This window comes from Variovorax sp. J2P1-31, from assembly GCF_030317215.1.
Lineage (GTDB): Bacteria > Pseudomonadota > Gammaproteobacteria > Burkholderiales > Burkholderiaceae_C > Variovorax.
Map to the genome: position 1 here is coordinate 367,258 of NZ_JASZYA010000004.1, position 15,628 is coordinate 382,885.

Sequence of the window (15,628 nt, forward strand, 5' to 3'; positions counted from 1 at the left end):
GGCGCCTCAGGGCCCGCGCCAGTCGGCACGACCTTGGGTGAGATCGTCGATGCGCCGCACCAGCGCGTCGGCCTCGGACTCGACCACGCTGAACTGCAGCGCGACCAGCGTGCCGTGCGCGACCGCCCCCAGCGTGGCGCCGGCCGCGGCCAGTTCGCGCCGCAGCGCGCCTTCCAGCGCATAGGGCACGGCACAGCAGCAGGCGCGCAGGCGTTGCAACGGCAGCTTGGCCGCGCCCAGCAGGGCCTGCGCCACGGCATCGGTGTAGGCCCGCACCAGCCCGCCCGCGCCCAGCTTCACGCCGCCGAAGTAGCGCACCACGGTGGCGAGCACGCCTTCGAGTTCCTGGTGGCGCAGCACCTCGAGCATGGGGCGGCCGGCGGTGCCGCCGGGTTCGCCGTCGTCGTTGGCGGCCGACTGGCCGCCGGCCATCAGCGCCCAGCAGACATGGGCCGCGCCGGGATGCTGCGCGCGCAGCGCGGCCACGACCTGCAGCGCGGCCTCGCGGTCGGCCACCGGCTGCACGCAGCCGATGAAGCGGCTCTTCTTGATCGAGAGCTCGCTGTGCACCGCGCCGGCCAGCGTCTGCGCCACGGCCTCAGGCGCGCTCGAACTTGAAGACGGCGGTGCTGGCGCGCGCGTTGGGCAGCCAGCGCACCTCGCGGTCCTGCTGCAGGCCGAAGGCATCGAGCACGCGCAGCCGGTTCTTCTGCGCCAGCACCTCGAAGTCCTTGAAGGTGCCGACCCGGATGTTGGGCGTGTCGTACCACTGGTAGGGCAGCCGGCGCGTCACCGGCATGCGGCCGCGCGCGATGCTCAGGCGGTTGGGCCAGTGCGCGAAGTTGGGGAAGGCCACGATGCCGATGCGGCCCACGCGGGCGGTCTCGCGCAACATCACCTCGGCATTGCGCAGGTGCTGCAGCGTGTCGATCTGCAGCACCACGTCGAAGGTGGCGTCGTCGAACATCGCCAGGCCTTCGTCGAGGTTGAGCTGGATCACGTCGACGCCGCGGCGGATGCACTGCAGCACGTTGCCGTCGGCGATCTCCACGCCGTAGCCGGTGCAGCCGCGCTCGCGCTGCAGCAGGTCGAGCAGGGCGCCGTCGCCGCAGCCGAGGTCGAGCACGCGCGCGCCTTCGGGCACCAGGCGGGCGATCAGGCGTTGGGTGTCGAGATCGCTCATGCTGCGGCTCCGGCGAGTTCGGCGGCTACACGCTCGAAATAGGAGCGCACCACGCCCATGTAGCGCACGTCGTCGAGCAGGAAGGCATCGTGCCCGTGCGGCGCGTCGATCTCGGCGTAGCTCACGCTGCGGCGGTTGTCGAGCAGCGCCTTGACCAGCTCGCGGCTGCGCTGGGGCGAGAAGCGCCAGTCGGTGGTGAAGCTGACCAGCAGGAACTTGGCGCTGGCCCGCGCGAAGGCCCGCGTCAGGTCGCCGCCGTATTCGCGCGCCGGGTCGAAGTAGTCGAGCGCGCGCGTGATCAGCAGGTAGGTGTTGGCGTCGAAGTACTCGCTGAACTTGTCGCCCTGGTAGCGCAGGTAGCTCTCGATCTGGAACTCGACCTCCTGCGTCGAGTAGCGGTAGGCGGTGCCGGCGAGTTCGCCCTCGACCGCGCTGCGGAGTTCGCGGCCGAACTTGGCGTTCATCACGTCGTCGCTGAGGTAGGTGATGTGGCCGATCATGCGGGCGATGCGCAGGCCGCGCTTGGGGATCACGCCGTGTTCGTAGAAGTGGCCGCCGTGGAAGTCGGGGTCGGTCACGATCGCGCGCCGCGCCACCTCGTTGAAGGCGATGTTCTCGGCCGTGAGGTTGGGCGCGCTCGCCACCACCACCGCGTTGCGCACCCGGTCGGGGTACTGCAGCGTCCACGACAGCGCCTGCATGCCGCCCAGGCTGCCGCCCATCACGGCGGCCAGCGTCCGGATGCCCAGCGCGTCGAGCAGCCCGGCCTGGGCGTCGACCCAGTCCTCGACCGTGACCACCGGGAAGTCGGCGCCGTAGACGCGGCCGGTGGCGGGGTCGGTGTGCATCGGGCCGGTCGAGCCGAAGCAGGAGCCCAGGTTGTTGACGCCGATGACGAAGAAGCGGTCGGTGTCGAGCGGCTTGCCCGGGCCGATCATGTTGTCCCACCAGCCCTCCGACTTGGGCTGGCCGGCGTAGACGCCCGCCAGGTGGTGCGAAGCGTTGAGCGCATGGCACACCAGCACTGCGTTGCTGCGCTCGGCGTTGAGCGTGCCGTAGGTCTCGTAGGCCAGCATGTAGTCGGCGAGCGACGCACCGCTGCGCAGGGGCAGCGGCCCCGGGAAGGACATCGACTGGGAAACGGCTTCGAGGGTGGAAGACATGGACAAAGAAAAACCCGGCCTCGCCAAAAAACGAGCCGGGTTCGGCCACGGTCTTTAGCTGAATTTGTTAAGCGCCCGCAAGCTGTAGCAAATCGGCGCTCTGGAAGTATAGCCCCGGGACAGGTTTCACCAACCCACGATCATGACGATGCCCAGCACCAGGAAGATCGCGGCCGAGAGGCCGTGGACCAGCTTGATGGGCACGCGCCGCATGATGCGTTCGCCCAGGAAGACCACGGGCGCGTTGGCCAGCATCATGCCCAGCGTGGTGCCGGCCACCACGCCGACGTAGTCGTGGACGAAGCGCGCCGCGAGCATCACGGTGGCGATCTGGGTCTTGTCGCCCATCTCGGCCAGGAAGAAGGCCACGACCGTGGTGCCGAACACGCCGAAGTGCGAACGCACGCCGGTATCCTCCTCGTCGAGCTTGTCGGGGATCAGCATCCAGGCCGCCATCGCGATGAAGGAGGCGCCCAGCAGCCAGCGCAGCGTGGTCGGGCCGAGCCATTGCGTGACGAAGGCGCCGACCGCGCCCGCGAGCGCGTGGTTGACGATGGTGGCGGTGAAGATGCCCAGCACGATGGGCCAGGGCTTGCGGAAACGCGCCGCGAGGACCAGGGCCAGGAGTTGGGTCTTGTCGCCCATTTCCGCCAGGGCAACGATGCCGGTGGCGACGAGAAAAGCTTCCATGATGAACGTGGGTTCCTTGGGCCGAAGGACGCAATTGACCATGCAGCGCCTTCGGCCAAATTCCGAAGCTGCATGGTCAAAGGTCTCGCCAAGTTCCTACCGTTTGCGCCATGTCCCGTGTGGGGCAGGACAAGTCTGTTGACGCAAACCCTTCTCGCGATGGAAGGCGGCTACTCCCCAATGACCCGGAAATTGTAAACGTCCGCCGAACCCCATTTGTGAGCAAGCACTTGCTTTCTCTAAATTTGCGCGGGGCTTGCGTTCAGGCGCAAATCCTGTTTTCAACTTCGATATTTCACCCATAATGCACGAGCCTCCCTTTAAATTTCCCCGGGGGGCAACTGGGTGATCGGACAGTTTCGCGCGGCTCGGAATGCTCTCCGGGCTGGTGCTTTCGGGACTCCATCGCTTTCATTGATGTGTTTATAGGAGTCCCTCAATGGGCAACAAACTGTACGTCGGCAACCTGCCATATTCCGTCCGCGATGGCGATCTCGAGCAGGCCTTCGGCCAGTTCGGCGCGGTCACCAGCGCCAAGGTCATGATGGAACGCGACACCGGCCGCTCGAAGGGCTTCGGCTTCGTCGAGATGGGCAGCGATGCCGAGGCGCAAGCCGCCATCAACGGCATGAACGGCCAGCCCCTGGGCGGCCGCAGCGTCGTGGTCAACGAAGCACGCCCGATGGAAGCGCGCCCGCCCCGTAGCGGTGGCGGCGGCTACGGTGGTGGTGGCGGCGGTTACGGCGGCGGCGGCGGTGGATACGGCGGCGGCGGTGGTGGCGGCTACGGTGGTGGCGGCGGTGGCCGCAGCGGCGGTGGCGGCGGCTACGGCGGCGGCGGTGGTGGTCGCAGCGGTGGCGGTGGTGGCGGTGGTGGCGACGGCGGCTTCCGCAGCCCCTACGGCGCAGGCCCGCGCGGCGGCGGCGGCCGCAGCGGTGGTGGCGGCGGCGGTTACGGCGGCGGCGGTGGCGGCTACGGTGGTGGCGGCAACGGCGGCTACTGAACCCACGCGTTCACCCCCCCCAAAAAAAAAGCTCCTTCGGGAGCTTTTTTCATGGCCGGTCGCACCCGGCGGAGAGGGACGGGAGCGACTACTCGCCGCGCCGCCGTTTGCGGCCCCGGCCCTGCACCGCGCGGTCGAACAGCGCGTTCGGCAGCAGCCGCATGAGCTTGGCGACCACGCCCATCTGCCAGGGAATGACGCGATAGCTGTGCCCCGCCTCGATGGTGCGGAAGGCCCGGTCGGCGAAATCCTCGGCCTGCATCAGGAAGGGCATGCCGTAGCGGTTGCCCTGGGTCAGGGGCGTGTCGATGTAGCCCGGGCAGACCGTCACCACCTTGACCCCGCTCGCACGCATCTCGCCACGCAGGCTTTCGCAGTACGCGACCACACCGGCCTTGCTGGCGCAGTAGGCGCCATGGCCGGGCAGGCCGCGGATCGCCGCCACGCTGCCGATGCCGACCAGCCGGCCGCTGCCGCGCGCGGCCATCGCCGCGACGAAAGGGTGGAAGGTGGCGGCCAGGCCGATGTTGTTGACGGCGAAGGTCTGCGCCAGCACGTCGAGGTCGGCGCGGTCGGCGGTGTCCATGCCCACGCTGATGCCCGCATTGGCGATCACCACGTCGGGCAGGCCCTGGCGTTCGATGCAGCGCGCGCCGACGGCGGCGATCGCGTCGACCTGGGCCACGTCGGCCCCGTAGATCTCGCAGCGATCGGCGGCGATGCCGCGTGCCGCGACCCAGGCCTCGATCTCGGCGGTGCGGCGCGCCACCAGCGCCAGCCGGTAGCCGGCGTCGTGGAAGCGGGCGGCCAGCGCCTGGCCGATGCCGCTCGAGGCGCCGGTGATGAAGACGAGCGGCGCGCCGGCCATGCCGCCTCTCAGCGCGCCGGCCGCATCGCGGCGGGCGAGGGCATGAGCTGGCCGCGCACCCGCCCCTGCAGGTTGGCGACACCGCTCAGGTTGTCGTAATCCAGCGTGTCGGCCGTGAAGCGGTCGGTGCCGCGGATCAGGGTGACGGGCTGGTTGGAGGTGACGCGCTCGGTGTCGAGGTAGGCATGCAGGAATTCGCCGCGGAACTCGAGGCGCGGCACGGCGCGCCCGCTGCTGCCGGTGGCGGCCTCGCGCACCACGACCGCGTTGCCGAACAGCTGGATCTCCGAGCCGTCGCCGTTGGACAGGCCGCGGTTGGCGGTGGCCTGGGTGACCAGTCCTTCGGGCGAGATCGCGCGCATGCGCACCTGGTCGACCTCCATCGTGTCGTTGTCCGGATAGTGCCGCCCCTCCTTGCCGAACAGCTCGCTGCGCAGGTCGCCGCTGGGCAGGAAGTTCTTCACCACGAAGCCGCGCATGAAGTAGTCCGGATCGTGCGTGGGCGCCTCCTTGACGGTGGGCTCCATCAGCTTGGGCGCGTTGCGCACCAGCCAGTAGGTGCCGAGCGCGAGCAGGGCGGTGAGGATGACGGGAAGGTAGATCGTGACGCGGTCGATGGCGTCGCGCAGCAGCAGCCGCGGGGCCTTCATGCGGCCGGTCCCAGGACGGCGTCGAGCAGGCGGCGGTAGTGGCCGCCGGCGGTCAGCAGCAGGTCGCAGAATTCGCGTGCCGCGCCTTCGCCGCCGCGCGCCGTGGTCACATGGTGGACCCGGGCGCGCACCTCGACGTGCGCATTGGGCGGCGCGGCCGCGAAGCCGACGCGGCCGAGCACCGGCAGGTCGGGCCAATCGTCGCCGATGGCGGCGGCCTGCGCCCAGGAGAAGCCGAGCTGCGCCAGCATGGCTTCGGCCGCGGGCAGCTTGTCCTCGGTACCGTAGCGCACATGCACGATGCCCAGCGCCTCGAGCCGCACGCGCAGCGGCTTGGAGTCGCGCCCGGTGATCACCGCAGGCTCGATGCCGGCCTTGCGCAGCAGCTTGAGGCCGTAGCCGTCGAGGATGCTGAAGCGCTTGAGCGTCTCGCCGTCCTCGCTGAAGAAGACGCCGCCGTCGGTCAGCACGCCGTCGATGTCGAAGAAGGCGATGCGCACGTCCTGTGCGGCCAGCAGGGTCTCGGGCGTGAAGCGGGCCGTCGTCATCAGATGACCTTGGCGCGCATCAGGTCGTTGATGCTCAGCGCACCGACCAGCACGTTCTGCGCGTCCACCACCAGCACGCTGGTGATGCGGTGCTGCTCCATGAGTTCGGCGGCCTCGACGCCCAGCGCCTCGGCGCGGATGGTGCGCGGTGCGCGGTGCATCACGTCGGCCGCGCTGAGCGAGCGCAGGTCGGCGCCGGTCTCGATCAGCCGGCGCAGGTCGCCGTCGGTGAAGATGCCCTGCACGCGGCCGTCGGCGTCGACCACCGCGGCGGCGCCCAGGCCCTTGGAACTCATCTCGCGCATCAGCTCGCTGAAGCCGGCGCTCGGCGCGATGCGCGGCACCTGCTCGCCCGAACGCATCAGGTCGCTGACCAGCGTGAGCAGCTTGCGGCCCAGTGCACCACCCGGGTGCGAGCGCGCGAAGTCCTCGGCGCCGAAGCCGCGCGCATCGAGCAGCGCGACCGCGAGCGCGTCGCCCATGGCCATCTGCGCGGTGGTGCTGGCGGTGGGTGCGAGGTTGAGCGGGCAGGCCTCCTTCTCGACGCTGCTGTCGAGCACCAGGTCGGCGTGGCGCGCCAGCATCGACCCGGCGCCGCCGGTGATGGCGATCAGCGGCACGCCCTGGCGCTTGACCACCGGCAGGATGGCGGCGAGCTCGTCGCTCTCGCCGCTGTTGGAGATCGCGAGCACCAAGTCCACCGCCTTGATCATGCCCAGGTCGCCGTGGCTGGCCTCGGCCGGGTGCACGAACATCGCGGGTGTGCCGGTCGAGGCCAGCGTGGCGGCGATCTTGCGGCCCACGTGGCCGCTCTTGCCCATGCCCATCACCACGACCCGGCCGCGCACGGCCAGGATCTTGTGCACGGCCTCGACGAAGCTGGGGCCGATGCGCGACTTCAGGCCCAGCACGGCGGCGGCTTCGATCTCGAAGGTGGTACGTGCCCGCGCCAACAGCGTCTCGGGGTCGGCCGCGAAGGCCTGGGGGGGGCGGGTGCTCATCGCCCGGATTTTATCGGTCGGACGCCCCGCGGACCGCGCCGCGCCGCCGCATGGCCTTGCGAAGCCCTGGATGCGCCGTGTGCATGGCCCTTGCTAGCATCGGGTGATGTCCTCCCTCGATCTCACGCTGTTGTACCTGCTGGCCGCGGTGATCGGGGTGGTGGTCTGCCGTTCGCTCAAGCTGCCGCCGATGCTGGGCTACCTGACGGCGGGCGTGCTGATCGGCCCTCACGCCTTCGCGCTGGCGCAGAACAACGAGGGCATCCGGCACCTGGGCGAGTTCGGCGTGGTGTTCCTGATGTTCGTGATCGGGCTCGAATTCAGCCTGCCCAAGCTGCGCGCGATGCGCAAGCATGTGTTCGGGCTCGGGCTGATGCAGGTGGTGCTCACCATGAGCCTGGCCACCGTCGCCGCGCTGCTGCTCGCGCGCCTGCTGCCGCCGGCCTGGCAGCTGGGCTGGCAGACCGCGCTGGCGCTGTCGGGCGCGCTCACCATGAGCAGCACCGCCATCGTGGTGAAGCTGATGGCCGAGCGGCTCGAGCTCGAGAGCGAGCACGGCAAGCGCGTGATGGGCGTGCTGCTGTTCCAGGATCTGGCGGTGGTGCCGCTGCTGGTGCTGATCCCGGCGCTGGGCGCGCCGCCCGAGGCGCTGTTCAAGGCGCTGTCGATCGCCATGGCCAAGGCGGTGTTCCTGGTCGGCATCCTGCTCTACGGCGGGCCGCGCGTGATGCGCTGGTGGCTCACGCTGGTGGCGCGCCGGCGCAGCGAGGAGCTGTTCATGCTCAACCTGCTGCTGATCACGTTGGGCCTCGCGTGGCTGACCGAGCTCGCGGGCCTGAGTCTGGCGCTGGGCGCCTTCATCGCCGGCATGCTGGTGTCGGAGACCGAATACAAGCACCAGGTGGAGACCGACATCCGGCCCTTCCACGACGTGCTGCTGGGCCTGTTCTTCATCACCATCGGCATGTCGCTCGACTGGCACATCGTGATCGAGCGATGGCTGCTGGTGGCGGTGCTGCTGGTGCTGCCGCTGGCCTTCAAGCTGGGGCTGGTCACGCTGCTGGCGCGCGGGCTGGGCGCGACCACCGGCGTGTCGCTGCGCACCGGCCTCTACCTGGCGCAGGCCGGCGAGTTCGGCTTCGTGCTGCTCACGCTGGCCCAGGACCGCAGCCTGCTGCCACCCTGGCTGGCCAACCCGGTGCTGGCTTCGATGGTGCTGTCGATGCTGGCCACGCCCTTCATCATCCTCTACAGCAACACCATCGTGCGCAAGCTGGTGGCCAGCGACTGGATGCAGCAGTCGCTGCAGATGACCAGCATCGCGCGCAAGACCATCAACACCGCGCAGCACGTGATCATCTGCGGCTACGGCCGCTGCGGCCAGAACCTGGCGCGCATCCTCGAGCGCGAGGGCATCCCCTACATGGCGCTCGACCTCGACCCGGACCGCGTGCGCCAGGCCGCGGCCGCCGGCGACTCGGTGGTGTTCGGCGACGCCGCGCGGCTGCAGGCGCTGATGGCCGCCGGCCTGGCGCGCGCCAGCGCGGTGGTCGTGACCTACCTCGACGTGCCCGGCGCGCTCAAGGTGCTGGCCAATACCCGCACCCATGCGCCGCAGGTGCCGGTGGTGGTGCGCACGCAGGACGACCTCGACCTGGAGAAGCTGCAGGCCGCCGGCGCCACCGAGGTGGTGCCCGAGGCCATCGAAGGCTCGCTGATGCTGGCCAGCCACGCGCTGGCGCTGGTCGGCGTGCCGATGCGGCGCGTGATCCGCGTGGTGCAGGACCAGCGCGATGCGCGCTACAACCTGCTGCGCGGCTACTTCCACGGCGCCGACGACGACAAGGCCGACGAGCTCGACCATGCGCGGCTCAACAGCTTCACGCTGAGCACCGGCGCGCGCGCCATCGGCCAGACGGTGGGGCAGGTGGCCTTGCACGCGGTGGGCGTGCGCATCGTCGGCATCCGGCGGCGCAACGGCGCGGCCGCGCCGGCGGTGGACGACACGGTGCTGGGCGACGCCGACACGCTGGTGCTGTCGGGCAAGCCCGACGCGCTGGCGGTGGCCATCGACAAGCTGCAGAAGGGCTGAGCGCCCGGCGCTTCAGGTCACTGCGATCCGCTTGAGCCGGTCGACCATGCGCTTGGCGATCACGCTGCCCAGGGCCTGCACCACTTCCAGCGCCAGCGTGGGCTGGCGGTTCGCGAGTTCGGTGAAGCGGCCCGGCGTCAGCCGCCAGATCCAGGCATCGGCGATGGCCGCCACGTTGGCGGAGCGCGGCAGGCGCGAAAAGAAGGCGCCTTCGCCCACCACCGAACCGGGGCTCAGGATCGCCAGCTGCATCTGGCCCTTGCTGCCCGCGAGGTGCACGCTGAGCACGCCGCTCTCGATCAGGAAGACGGTGCTGTCCTTGGCGCCCTGGTCGATCAAAGTCTGGCCGGCCGCGAGTTCGAAGCGTTGCATGTAGCCGGCCAGAAGCTCCCACTGCGATGCACTCAGCGCCGGCGTGAAGGCGTCATAGCTGGTGTTCTGCGCGATCGCATCGCAAAGGTTCTGGATCGCGGAGGCCATGGCGCAGGTCCCTTGGTCGAAAAGTGGGTGGGCGAAATGTAGTCCAAAATGTTACTACATGTGAGCCGGAAGTTACTACTTTCCTATGCAAAAACGGGAAAAAATGACGCCCAGCAGGTCGTCCGAGCCGAACTCGCCGGTGATCTCGTTGAGCGCGTTCTGCGCCAGCCGCAGCTCTTCGGCCAGCAGGTCGAGGGCCGGCATGCGGGCCGCCAGCTGCGCCGCGGCGATGTCCAGGTGCACGGCCACGCGACCCAGCGCGTCCACATGGCGCGCACGCGCGAGGTAGAGGCCTTCGGGCACGGCCTGCCAGCCGGCCACCTCGAGCAGCCGCATGCGCAGCGCCTCCAACCCCTCGCCGGTCTTGGCCGACAGCGCGAGGCCGTCGGCCGGCGCGGGCGCGCTCGCGGCATCCTGCTTGTTCCAGACGTCGAGCACCGGCACGCTGGCCGACAGCTTCTCGCGCAGCGTGCGCAGGATGTCGGCGTCGGCCCGCGCGTAGTCGGGCGATCCGGCGCGCGTGAGGTCGTGCAGGAACAGCACCGCGTCGGCGCTCTCGATCTGGTCCCAGGCGCGGGCCACGCCGATGCGCTCGACCTCGTCGCTGCTCTCGCGCAGGCCCGCGGTGTCGGCCACATGCAGCGGCACGCCGTGGATCTGCAGCGTCTGCGAGACCACGTCGCGCGTGGTGCCGGCGATCGCGCTCACGATGGCCAGCTCGGCGCCGGCCAGCGCATTGAGCAGCGAGCTCTTGCCCGCGTTGGGCTGGCCCGCGATCACCACCTTGATGCCCTCGCGCAGCAGCGCGCCCTGGCGCGCCCGCTGGCGCACCGCCACCAGCTGCGCCTGCAGCGCGGCGAGCTGGCCGGTGGCGTCGGCCTTCTGCAGGAAATCGATGTCCTCCTCGGGGAAGTCGAGCGTGGCCTCGACCAGCATGCGCAGGTGGATCAGCGCATCGCGCAGCGTGTGGATCTCGCGCGAGAAGGCGCCCGACAGCGAGCGCCCGGCGCTGCGGGCCGCGGCCTCGGTGCTGGCGTCGATCAGGTCGGCGATGGCCTCGGCCTGCGCCAGGTCGACCTTGCCGTTGAGGAAGGCGCGCTGGCTGAACTCGCCCGGCTCGGCCACGCGCAGGCCGCGCAGCCGCGGGCGGCCGGTGGTCGCATCGACTTCGGCCGCGGCCTCGAGGCAGCGCGCCAGCAGCAGCTGCAGCACCACCGTGCCGCCATGGGCCTGCAGCTCCAGCACGTCTTCGCCGGTGAAGGAATGCGGCGCCGGGAAGTGCAGCGCCAGCCCGTGGTCGATGGCCTCGCCGGCCGCATCGCGGAAGGGCAGGTAGGTCGCCTCGCGCGGCTTGAGCGGCCGGGCGCAGAGCGCCTCTACCAGCGCGGAGATGCCGCGCCCGGACACCCGGACGATGCCCACGGCCCCGCGGCCGGGCGCGGTGGCGATGGCGACGATCGGGTCGGAGGTGCGAGCGAGCATGGGCCTATTCTTTCATCAGACGTGGAAACGAGAAGGGCCGCTTGCGCGGCCCTCGGGGGAACGGGAGGTCGATGCCGGGCTTACTTGCCCAGCACGCCCAGCCGCTTGTTGATGAACCACTGCTGCGCGATCGACAGCACGTTGTTGGTAATCCAGTACAGCACCAGGCCGGCCGGGAAGAAGATGAACATCACGCTGAACGCGAGCGGCATGATCCACATCAGCTTGGCCTGCATCGGGTCCGGCGGCGTCGGGTTGAGCCAGGTCTGGAACAGCGAAGTCAGCGTCATCACCACCGGCAGGATGAACCACGGATCGGGTGCCGAGAGGTCATGGATCCAGCCGATCCAGGGCGCGTGGCGCATCTCGACCGAGGACAGCAGCACCCAGTAGAGCGCAATGAACACCGGGATCTGGATCACGATCGGGAAGCAGCCGCCCATCGGGTTGACCTTTTCCTCGCGGTAGATGCGCATCATCTCCTGCTGCATCTCCTGCGGCTTGTCCTTCAGGCGGGCGCGCATCTCCATGATCTTGGGGTTGATGCCCTTCATCTTGGCCATGCTCGCGTAGGCCTTGGCGTTGAGCCAGTAGAAGGCCGCCTTCAGCAGCACCACCAGCGCGACGATGGACCAGCCCCAGTTGCCCAGCAGGCCGTGCAGCTGGTTCAGCAGCCAGTACAGCGGCTTCGAGATGATGGTGAAGATGCCGTAGTCCTTGACCAGTTCGAGGCCGGGCGCCAGCGCCTCGAGCTTCTTCTCTTCTTCGGGGCCGGCGAACAGGCTGGTGTCGATGGTCTTGGTGGCGCCTGCGGCGATGGGTTCCAGCGGCAGCACCATGGCGGCCGAATAGAGGTTGTTGCCCAGGTCGGCCGCGCGGAACTCGCGCTTGAGGTGCAGGCTGTCCGGCGCGTTGAGCAGCCAGGCCGACACGAAGTAGTGCTGGACCATCGCGACCCAGCCGTTGGTGGCGGGCGGCGGCAGGTCGGCCTTGTTCTTCGTGATGTCGGTGAACGCGACCTTGTGGAACTTCTTCTCGTCGGTGTAGAAGGCCGGGCCGGTGAAGGTGTTGGTGCCGAACATGGTGCCGCCGGCGACCGTGCCGTGGCGCACCAGCTGCAGGTAGAGCTGCGCGTCCTGCGGCTTGTCGCTCACGTTGACGATCTGGTGCTTGACGCGGATCGAGTAGTCGCCGCGCAGGAACTGGTAGGTCTTGACGTACTTGAGGCCGCCCGCGGGTTCCGATTCGAAGGAGATCTCCAGCGAATTCTGGCCGTCGGCCATTTCGCGCGGACCGGCCTTGGCCGTCATCAGGCTCAGGTGGTTCGGGAAGCGCGCGCCGCTGTCGACGGGGTTGAGCAGGCCGGTCTGCGCGACGTAGCGCGAGGCGGGCGAGCCGTCTTCCATCAGCGTGACGTTCTTGACCTCGTTCGGCGGCACCGGCTGGCCGATCAGGCGCTTGACGGTGTCGACCAAGCCGTTGTGGTTGGTCTGGTCGTCGTACTTGCGCAGCTGCAGGTTCGACAAGGTGCCGCCCTGGCCGTCGAGCACGGCGGTGAACAGGTCGGTGGACACCGTCACCTTCTCACCGATCGCCGTCGCCTCGACCTGCGCCGGCACGGTGGCCGTGCCGCCCGCCACGCCGGCCGCGCTCGGCAGGGCCGTACCGCCGGGCGCCGGCGTCGCGGCCGGTGCGGTGGCGGCCGGCTTGCCCGGCAGGAAGGTCGGCTTCTGGCCGTTGTGGACCTGCCATTGGTCCCACAGCATCACCAGCGAGAAACCAAAGATCACCAGCAAGATGGTGCGGCGAATATCGTTCATGAAGAAGACTTCTTGTCGGAGGAGAGAAAGGAGAACAGCGCCCCGGAACCGGGACGCTGGGCCTTCGAAGGAGGCACCGGATCGTGGCCGCCCTGGCACCAGGGCTGGCAGCGCGCGAGACGGCGCAGGGTCAGGTAGCTGCCGGTGGCGGCGCCGTGGACTTCGAGCGCCTCGATGGCATAGCGCGAACAGGTGGGCTCGAAACGGCAGGACTGGCCGAGCCAGGGGCTCAACAGCAGGCGGTAGGCCTTGACCAGGCCGATGAGCAGGCGCCGGATCATGGCCGTGCCGCGCGGGCCCGCTGAAGCAGTTGTTCGAGTTCGGCGCGCACGGCGGCCTTGAGCTTGTCCGAGGTGGCGCTCACGAATTGCTTGCGATCGAAACCGGCGCGCAGGCGCACCACATGCGCGGCCTGCGGAAACGAGGCCTCGGCCAGGGCGCTCACGGTGTAGATCTGCCGCTTGATGGCATTGCGCGTGACCGCGCGGCGCGCCCAGCGCTTGGGCACCATGGCCCCCACCCACACGTCCGGCGCGACGCCGAACAGGGGCGCGGCATCGCCCGCCGGCGCGTCGAGCGCGCAGCGGTGCAGGGCGAAATGGGTGGTGCGCGCCACAGTCGCTCCGGCGAGGACGGCCTGGAACTGCGCGCGCGTCTTCAGCCGTTGCATGGAAGACGGCCGCGACAAGCCAACGGGAGCGGCGGGCGCGAGCGGCACGTCCAGCTGAGTGCCGTCTTGCTCGGGCCTTAGACGGCCAGGCGCTTGCGGCCCTTGGCGCGGCGTGCGTTGATGACGGCGCGGCCGCCGCGGGTCTTCATGCGGACCAGGAAGCCGTGGGTACGGGCGCGGCGGACTTTGGAAGCTTGGTAAGTGCGTTTCATGATGAGGTTTCCTGGCGCCCGGGGCGTGCCCCTGGGTGCGACGGGTGGAATGTCTGGGACGCCATGCGGCGATGCCCTCGATTCGGGTTTTTCGGGATCGCCCCGAAACACACAAAAGAGGCTTTCAGGGGAACCGAAGATTATCGCAAACATTTGACGAACCACCAAACCAGGGGTTTCGGTGGGTGCTTGCGGGGGCGTGTGCAACGGTGTGGATAAGGCTTTGACAAGTTAGAATGCCCGGCGCTTCCCAGAAGCATCTATCCACAACACGACAACCAGAAAATGACCGAGGGACACCCCCCATTTCAACCCGCCCATGCCGAACGACGGCGCGGGTGACAGCCTCTGGCAGGCCTGCGTCGACCAACTCGCGCAGGAGCTGTCGGAGCAACAGTTCAATACCTGGATCAAACCGCTGACGGCGCAGGTCACGGACGACCTGTCGCGCATGACGGTCTTCGTCGCCAACCGCTTCAAGCTCGACTGGATCCGGGCCCAGTACGCCGGCAAGATCGCCGCCATGGCCGAGAAGATCTACGGCCAGCCCGTGTCCGTGGAGTTGGCGCTCGCTGCGCGTGAAGCGCCCGTGCGCCAGTCGCCGATGGCCGCCCTGGTCGAGACCGATGTGCCGCGCGAAGTGGCGGGCCTGGGCGAGGACCCGGCCCTGGCCGCGTTCAAGAACCGGCTCAATTCCGGCCTCACCTTCGACACGCTGGTGGAAGGCACGGCCAACCGCATGGCGCGCGCCGCGGCGATGCACGTCTCGGGCATGCCCGGCCATCTGTACAACCCGTTGTTCATCTACGGCGGCGTCGGCCTGGGCAAGACCCACCTGATGCACGCGGTGGGCAACCGGCTGCTGGCCGACAAGCCGGACTCCAAGGTTCTCTACATCCACGCCGAGCAGTTCGTCTCGGATGTGGTCAAGGCCTACCAGCGCAAGACCTTCGACGAATTCAAGGAACGCTACCACTCGCTCGACCTGCTGCTGATCGACGACGTGCAGTTCTTCGCCAACAAGGACCGCACGCAGGAAGAGTTCTTCAACGCGTTCGAGGCGCTGCTGGCCAAGAAGTCGCACATCGTGATGACCAGCGACACCTATCCCAAGGGCCTGGCCGACATCCACGAGCGGCTGGTGTCGCGCTTCGACTCGGGCCTGACGGTGGCGATCGAGCCGCCCGAGCTCGAGATGCGCGTGGCCATCCTGATCAACAAGGCGCGCGCCGAATCGGCCGAGATGCCCGAAGAGGTGGCCTTCTTCGTCGCGAAGAACGTGCGCTCCAACGTGCGCGAGCTCGAAGGCGCGCTGCGCAAGATCCTGGCGTATTCGCGCTTCAACCAGAAGGAGATCTCGATCGCCCTGGCGCGCGAGGCGCTGCGCGATCTGCTGTCGATCCAGAATCGGCAGATCTCTGTGGAAAACATCCAGAAGACGGTGGCCGACTACTACAAGATCAAGGTCGCCGACATGTACAGCAAGAAACGCCCGGCCAGCATCGCGCGGCCGCGGCAGATCGCGATGTACCTGGCCAAGGAGCTGACGCAGAAGAGCCTGCCGGAGATCGGCGAGCTGTTCGGCGGACGCGACCACACCACGGTGTTGCATGCGGTGCGCAAGATCTCGGGCGAGCGCCAGCAGCTCACCGAGCTCAACCAGCAGCTCCACGTGCTCGAGCAGACCCTCAAGGGCTGAGCGCGCGCTTCCGCCACGCCAGTCGCCGCACACCAACGATTCGAACGAACGAACAAACGAGGAAGAG

General features: G+C 68.9%; 17 protein-coding genes and 1 riboswitch. Of the genes, 3 read left to right on the plus strand and 14 right to left on the minus strand.

Annotated elements, in window-relative coordinates:
- Window positions 1-6 precede the first annotated feature (6 nt).
- From QTI20_RS27225 to QTI20_RS27240, 4 genes are all read right to left on the minus strand, one after another.
- Window positions 7-594 carry an IMPACT family protein gene (locus QTI20_RS27225; RefSeq protein ID WP_286555211.1) on the minus strand — a complete coding sequence of 196 codons (588 nt, stop codon included), beginning with the start codon at window positions 592-594 and terminating at the stop codon, window positions 7-9.
- 4 nt (window positions 595-598) lie between these two features.
- Window positions 599-1,183: a methionine biosynthesis protein MetW gene (gene metW, locus QTI20_RS27230; protein ID WP_183028546.1), complete on the minus strand. Its 585-nt coding sequence runs from the start codon at window positions 1,181-1,183 to the stop codon at window positions 599-601.
- Window positions 1,180-2,346, minus strand: a complete 1,167-nt coding sequence (gene metX / locus QTI20_RS27235) for a homoserine O-succinyltransferase MetX (protein ID WP_286555209.1) — start codon at window positions 2,344-2,346, stop codon at window positions 1,180-1,182. Before metX ends, metW begins: the two co-directional genes overlap by 4 nt.
- Window positions 2,347-2,472: 126 nt before the next feature.
- A complete protein-coding gene (locus tag QTI20_RS27240) occupies window positions 2,473-3,036 on the minus strand; it encodes a TMEM165/GDT1 family protein (protein WP_183028544.1) in 564 nt (187 codons plus the stop codon).
- A 10-nt stretch (window positions 3,037-3,046) separates the two neighbouring features.
- A riboswitch (yybP-ykoY riboswitch) is annotated at window positions 3,047-3,227 on the minus strand.
- A gap of 248 nt (window positions 3,228-3,475) precedes the next feature.
- Here QTI20_RS27240 and rbp point away from each other — a divergent pair.
- The gene (rbp, locus tag QTI20_RS27245; protein WP_286555208.1) at window positions 3,476-4,039 is read left to right on the plus strand and encodes an RNA-binding regulator; all 564 of its coding nucleotides are present in this window, start codon (window positions 3,476-3,478) and stop codon (window positions 4,037-4,039) included.
- 88 nt (window positions 4,040-4,127) lie between these two features.
- Here the strand turns inward: rbp and QTI20_RS27250 are convergent, their stop codons facing one another.
- From QTI20_RS27250 to QTI20_RS27265, 4 genes are read right to left on the minus strand one after another with little or no spacing between them, the layout of a single operon-like run.
- Window positions 4,128-4,907 (minus strand): SDR family oxidoreductase, encoded by a 780-nt coding sequence (locus QTI20_RS27250; RefSeq protein WP_286555206.1) that lies wholly within the window; start codon window positions 4,905-4,907, stop codon window positions 4,128-4,130.
- A gap of 8 nt (window positions 4,908-4,915) precedes the next feature.
- The gene (gene lptC, locus QTI20_RS27255; protein ID WP_286555204.1) at window positions 4,916-5,557 is read right to left on the minus strand and encodes an LPS export ABC transporter periplasmic protein LptC; all 642 of its coding nucleotides are present in this window, start codon (window positions 5,555-5,557) and stop codon (window positions 4,916-4,918) included.
- On the minus strand, window positions 5,554-6,105 hold the full coding sequence (locus QTI20_RS27260; protein ID WP_286555202.1) for a KdsC family phosphatase: 552 nt from the start codon (window positions 6,103-6,105) through the stop codon (window positions 5,554-5,556). Before QTI20_RS27260 ends, lptC begins: the two co-directional genes overlap by 4 nt.
- Entirely contained in the window at window positions 6,105-7,106 is a 1,002-nt protein-coding gene (locus tag QTI20_RS27265) for a KpsF/GutQ family sugar-phosphate isomerase (protein ID WP_183028539.1), read from the minus strand. The genes QTI20_RS27260 and QTI20_RS27265 overlap by 1 nt, the downstream gene beginning before the upstream one ends.
- A 106-nt stretch (window positions 7,107-7,212) precedes the next feature.
- Here QTI20_RS27265 and QTI20_RS27270 point away from each other — a divergent pair, with 106 nt between their 5' ends.
- Window positions 7,213-9,198, plus strand: coding sequence for a monovalent cation:proton antiporter family protein (locus tag QTI20_RS27270; RefSeq protein ID WP_286555200.1), 1,986 nt, complete (start codon window positions 7,213-7,215; stop codon window positions 9,196-9,198).
- A 12-nt stretch (window positions 9,199-9,210) separates the two neighbouring features.
- Here QTI20_RS27270 and QTI20_RS27275 read toward each other — a convergent pair whose 3' ends face one another.
- From QTI20_RS27275 to rpmH, 6 genes are all read right to left on the minus strand, one after another.
- Window positions 9,211-9,678 (minus strand): Crp/Fnr family transcriptional regulator, encoded by a 468-nt coding sequence (locus QTI20_RS27275; protein WP_286555198.1) that lies wholly within the window; start codon window positions 9,676-9,678, stop codon window positions 9,211-9,213.
- 75 nt (window positions 9,679-9,753) lie between these two features.
- A complete protein-coding gene (mnmE, locus tag QTI20_RS27280) occupies window positions 9,754-11,160 on the minus strand; it encodes a tRNA uridine-5-carboxymethylaminomethyl(34) synthesis GTPase MnmE (protein WP_286555196.1) in 1,407 nt (468 codons plus the stop codon).
- Window positions 11,161-11,240: 80 nt separating this feature from the next.
- Complete coding sequence (yidC, locus tag QTI20_RS27285; protein WP_286555195.1) at window positions 11,241-12,980, minus strand: membrane protein insertase YidC; 1,740 nt, start codon at window positions 12,978-12,980, stop codon at window positions 11,241-11,243.
- The gene (yidD, locus tag QTI20_RS27290) at window positions 12,977-13,261 is read right to left on the minus strand and encodes a membrane protein insertion efficiency factor YidD (protein ID WP_286555194.1); all 285 of its coding nucleotides are present in this window, start codon (window positions 13,259-13,261) and stop codon (window positions 12,977-12,979) included. Before yidD ends, yidC begins: the two co-directional genes overlap by 4 nt.
- Complete coding sequence (locus QTI20_RS27295) at window positions 13,258-13,650, minus strand: ribonuclease P protein component (protein WP_286555193.1); 393 nt, start codon at window positions 13,648-13,650, stop codon at window positions 13,258-13,260. The genes yidD and QTI20_RS27295 overlap by 4 nt, the downstream gene beginning before the upstream one ends.
- A gap of 77 nt (window positions 13,651-13,727) precedes the next feature.
- A complete protein-coding gene (gene rpmH / locus QTI20_RS27300) occupies window positions 13,728-13,862 on the minus strand; it encodes a 50S ribosomal protein L34 (RefSeq protein WP_007834827.1) in 135 nt (44 codons plus the stop codon).
- A gap of 319 nt (window positions 13,863-14,181) precedes the next feature.
- On the opposite strand from rpmH, the gene dnaA reads away from it, so the two are divergent.
- Window positions 14,182-15,561 carry a chromosomal replication initiator protein DnaA gene (dnaA, locus tag QTI20_RS27305; RefSeq protein ID WP_183028533.1) on the plus strand — a complete coding sequence of 460 codons (1,380 nt, stop codon included), beginning with the start codon at window positions 14,182-14,184 and terminating at the stop codon, window positions 15,559-15,561.
- The last annotated feature ends 67 nt before the right edge of the window (window positions 15,562-15,628 follow it).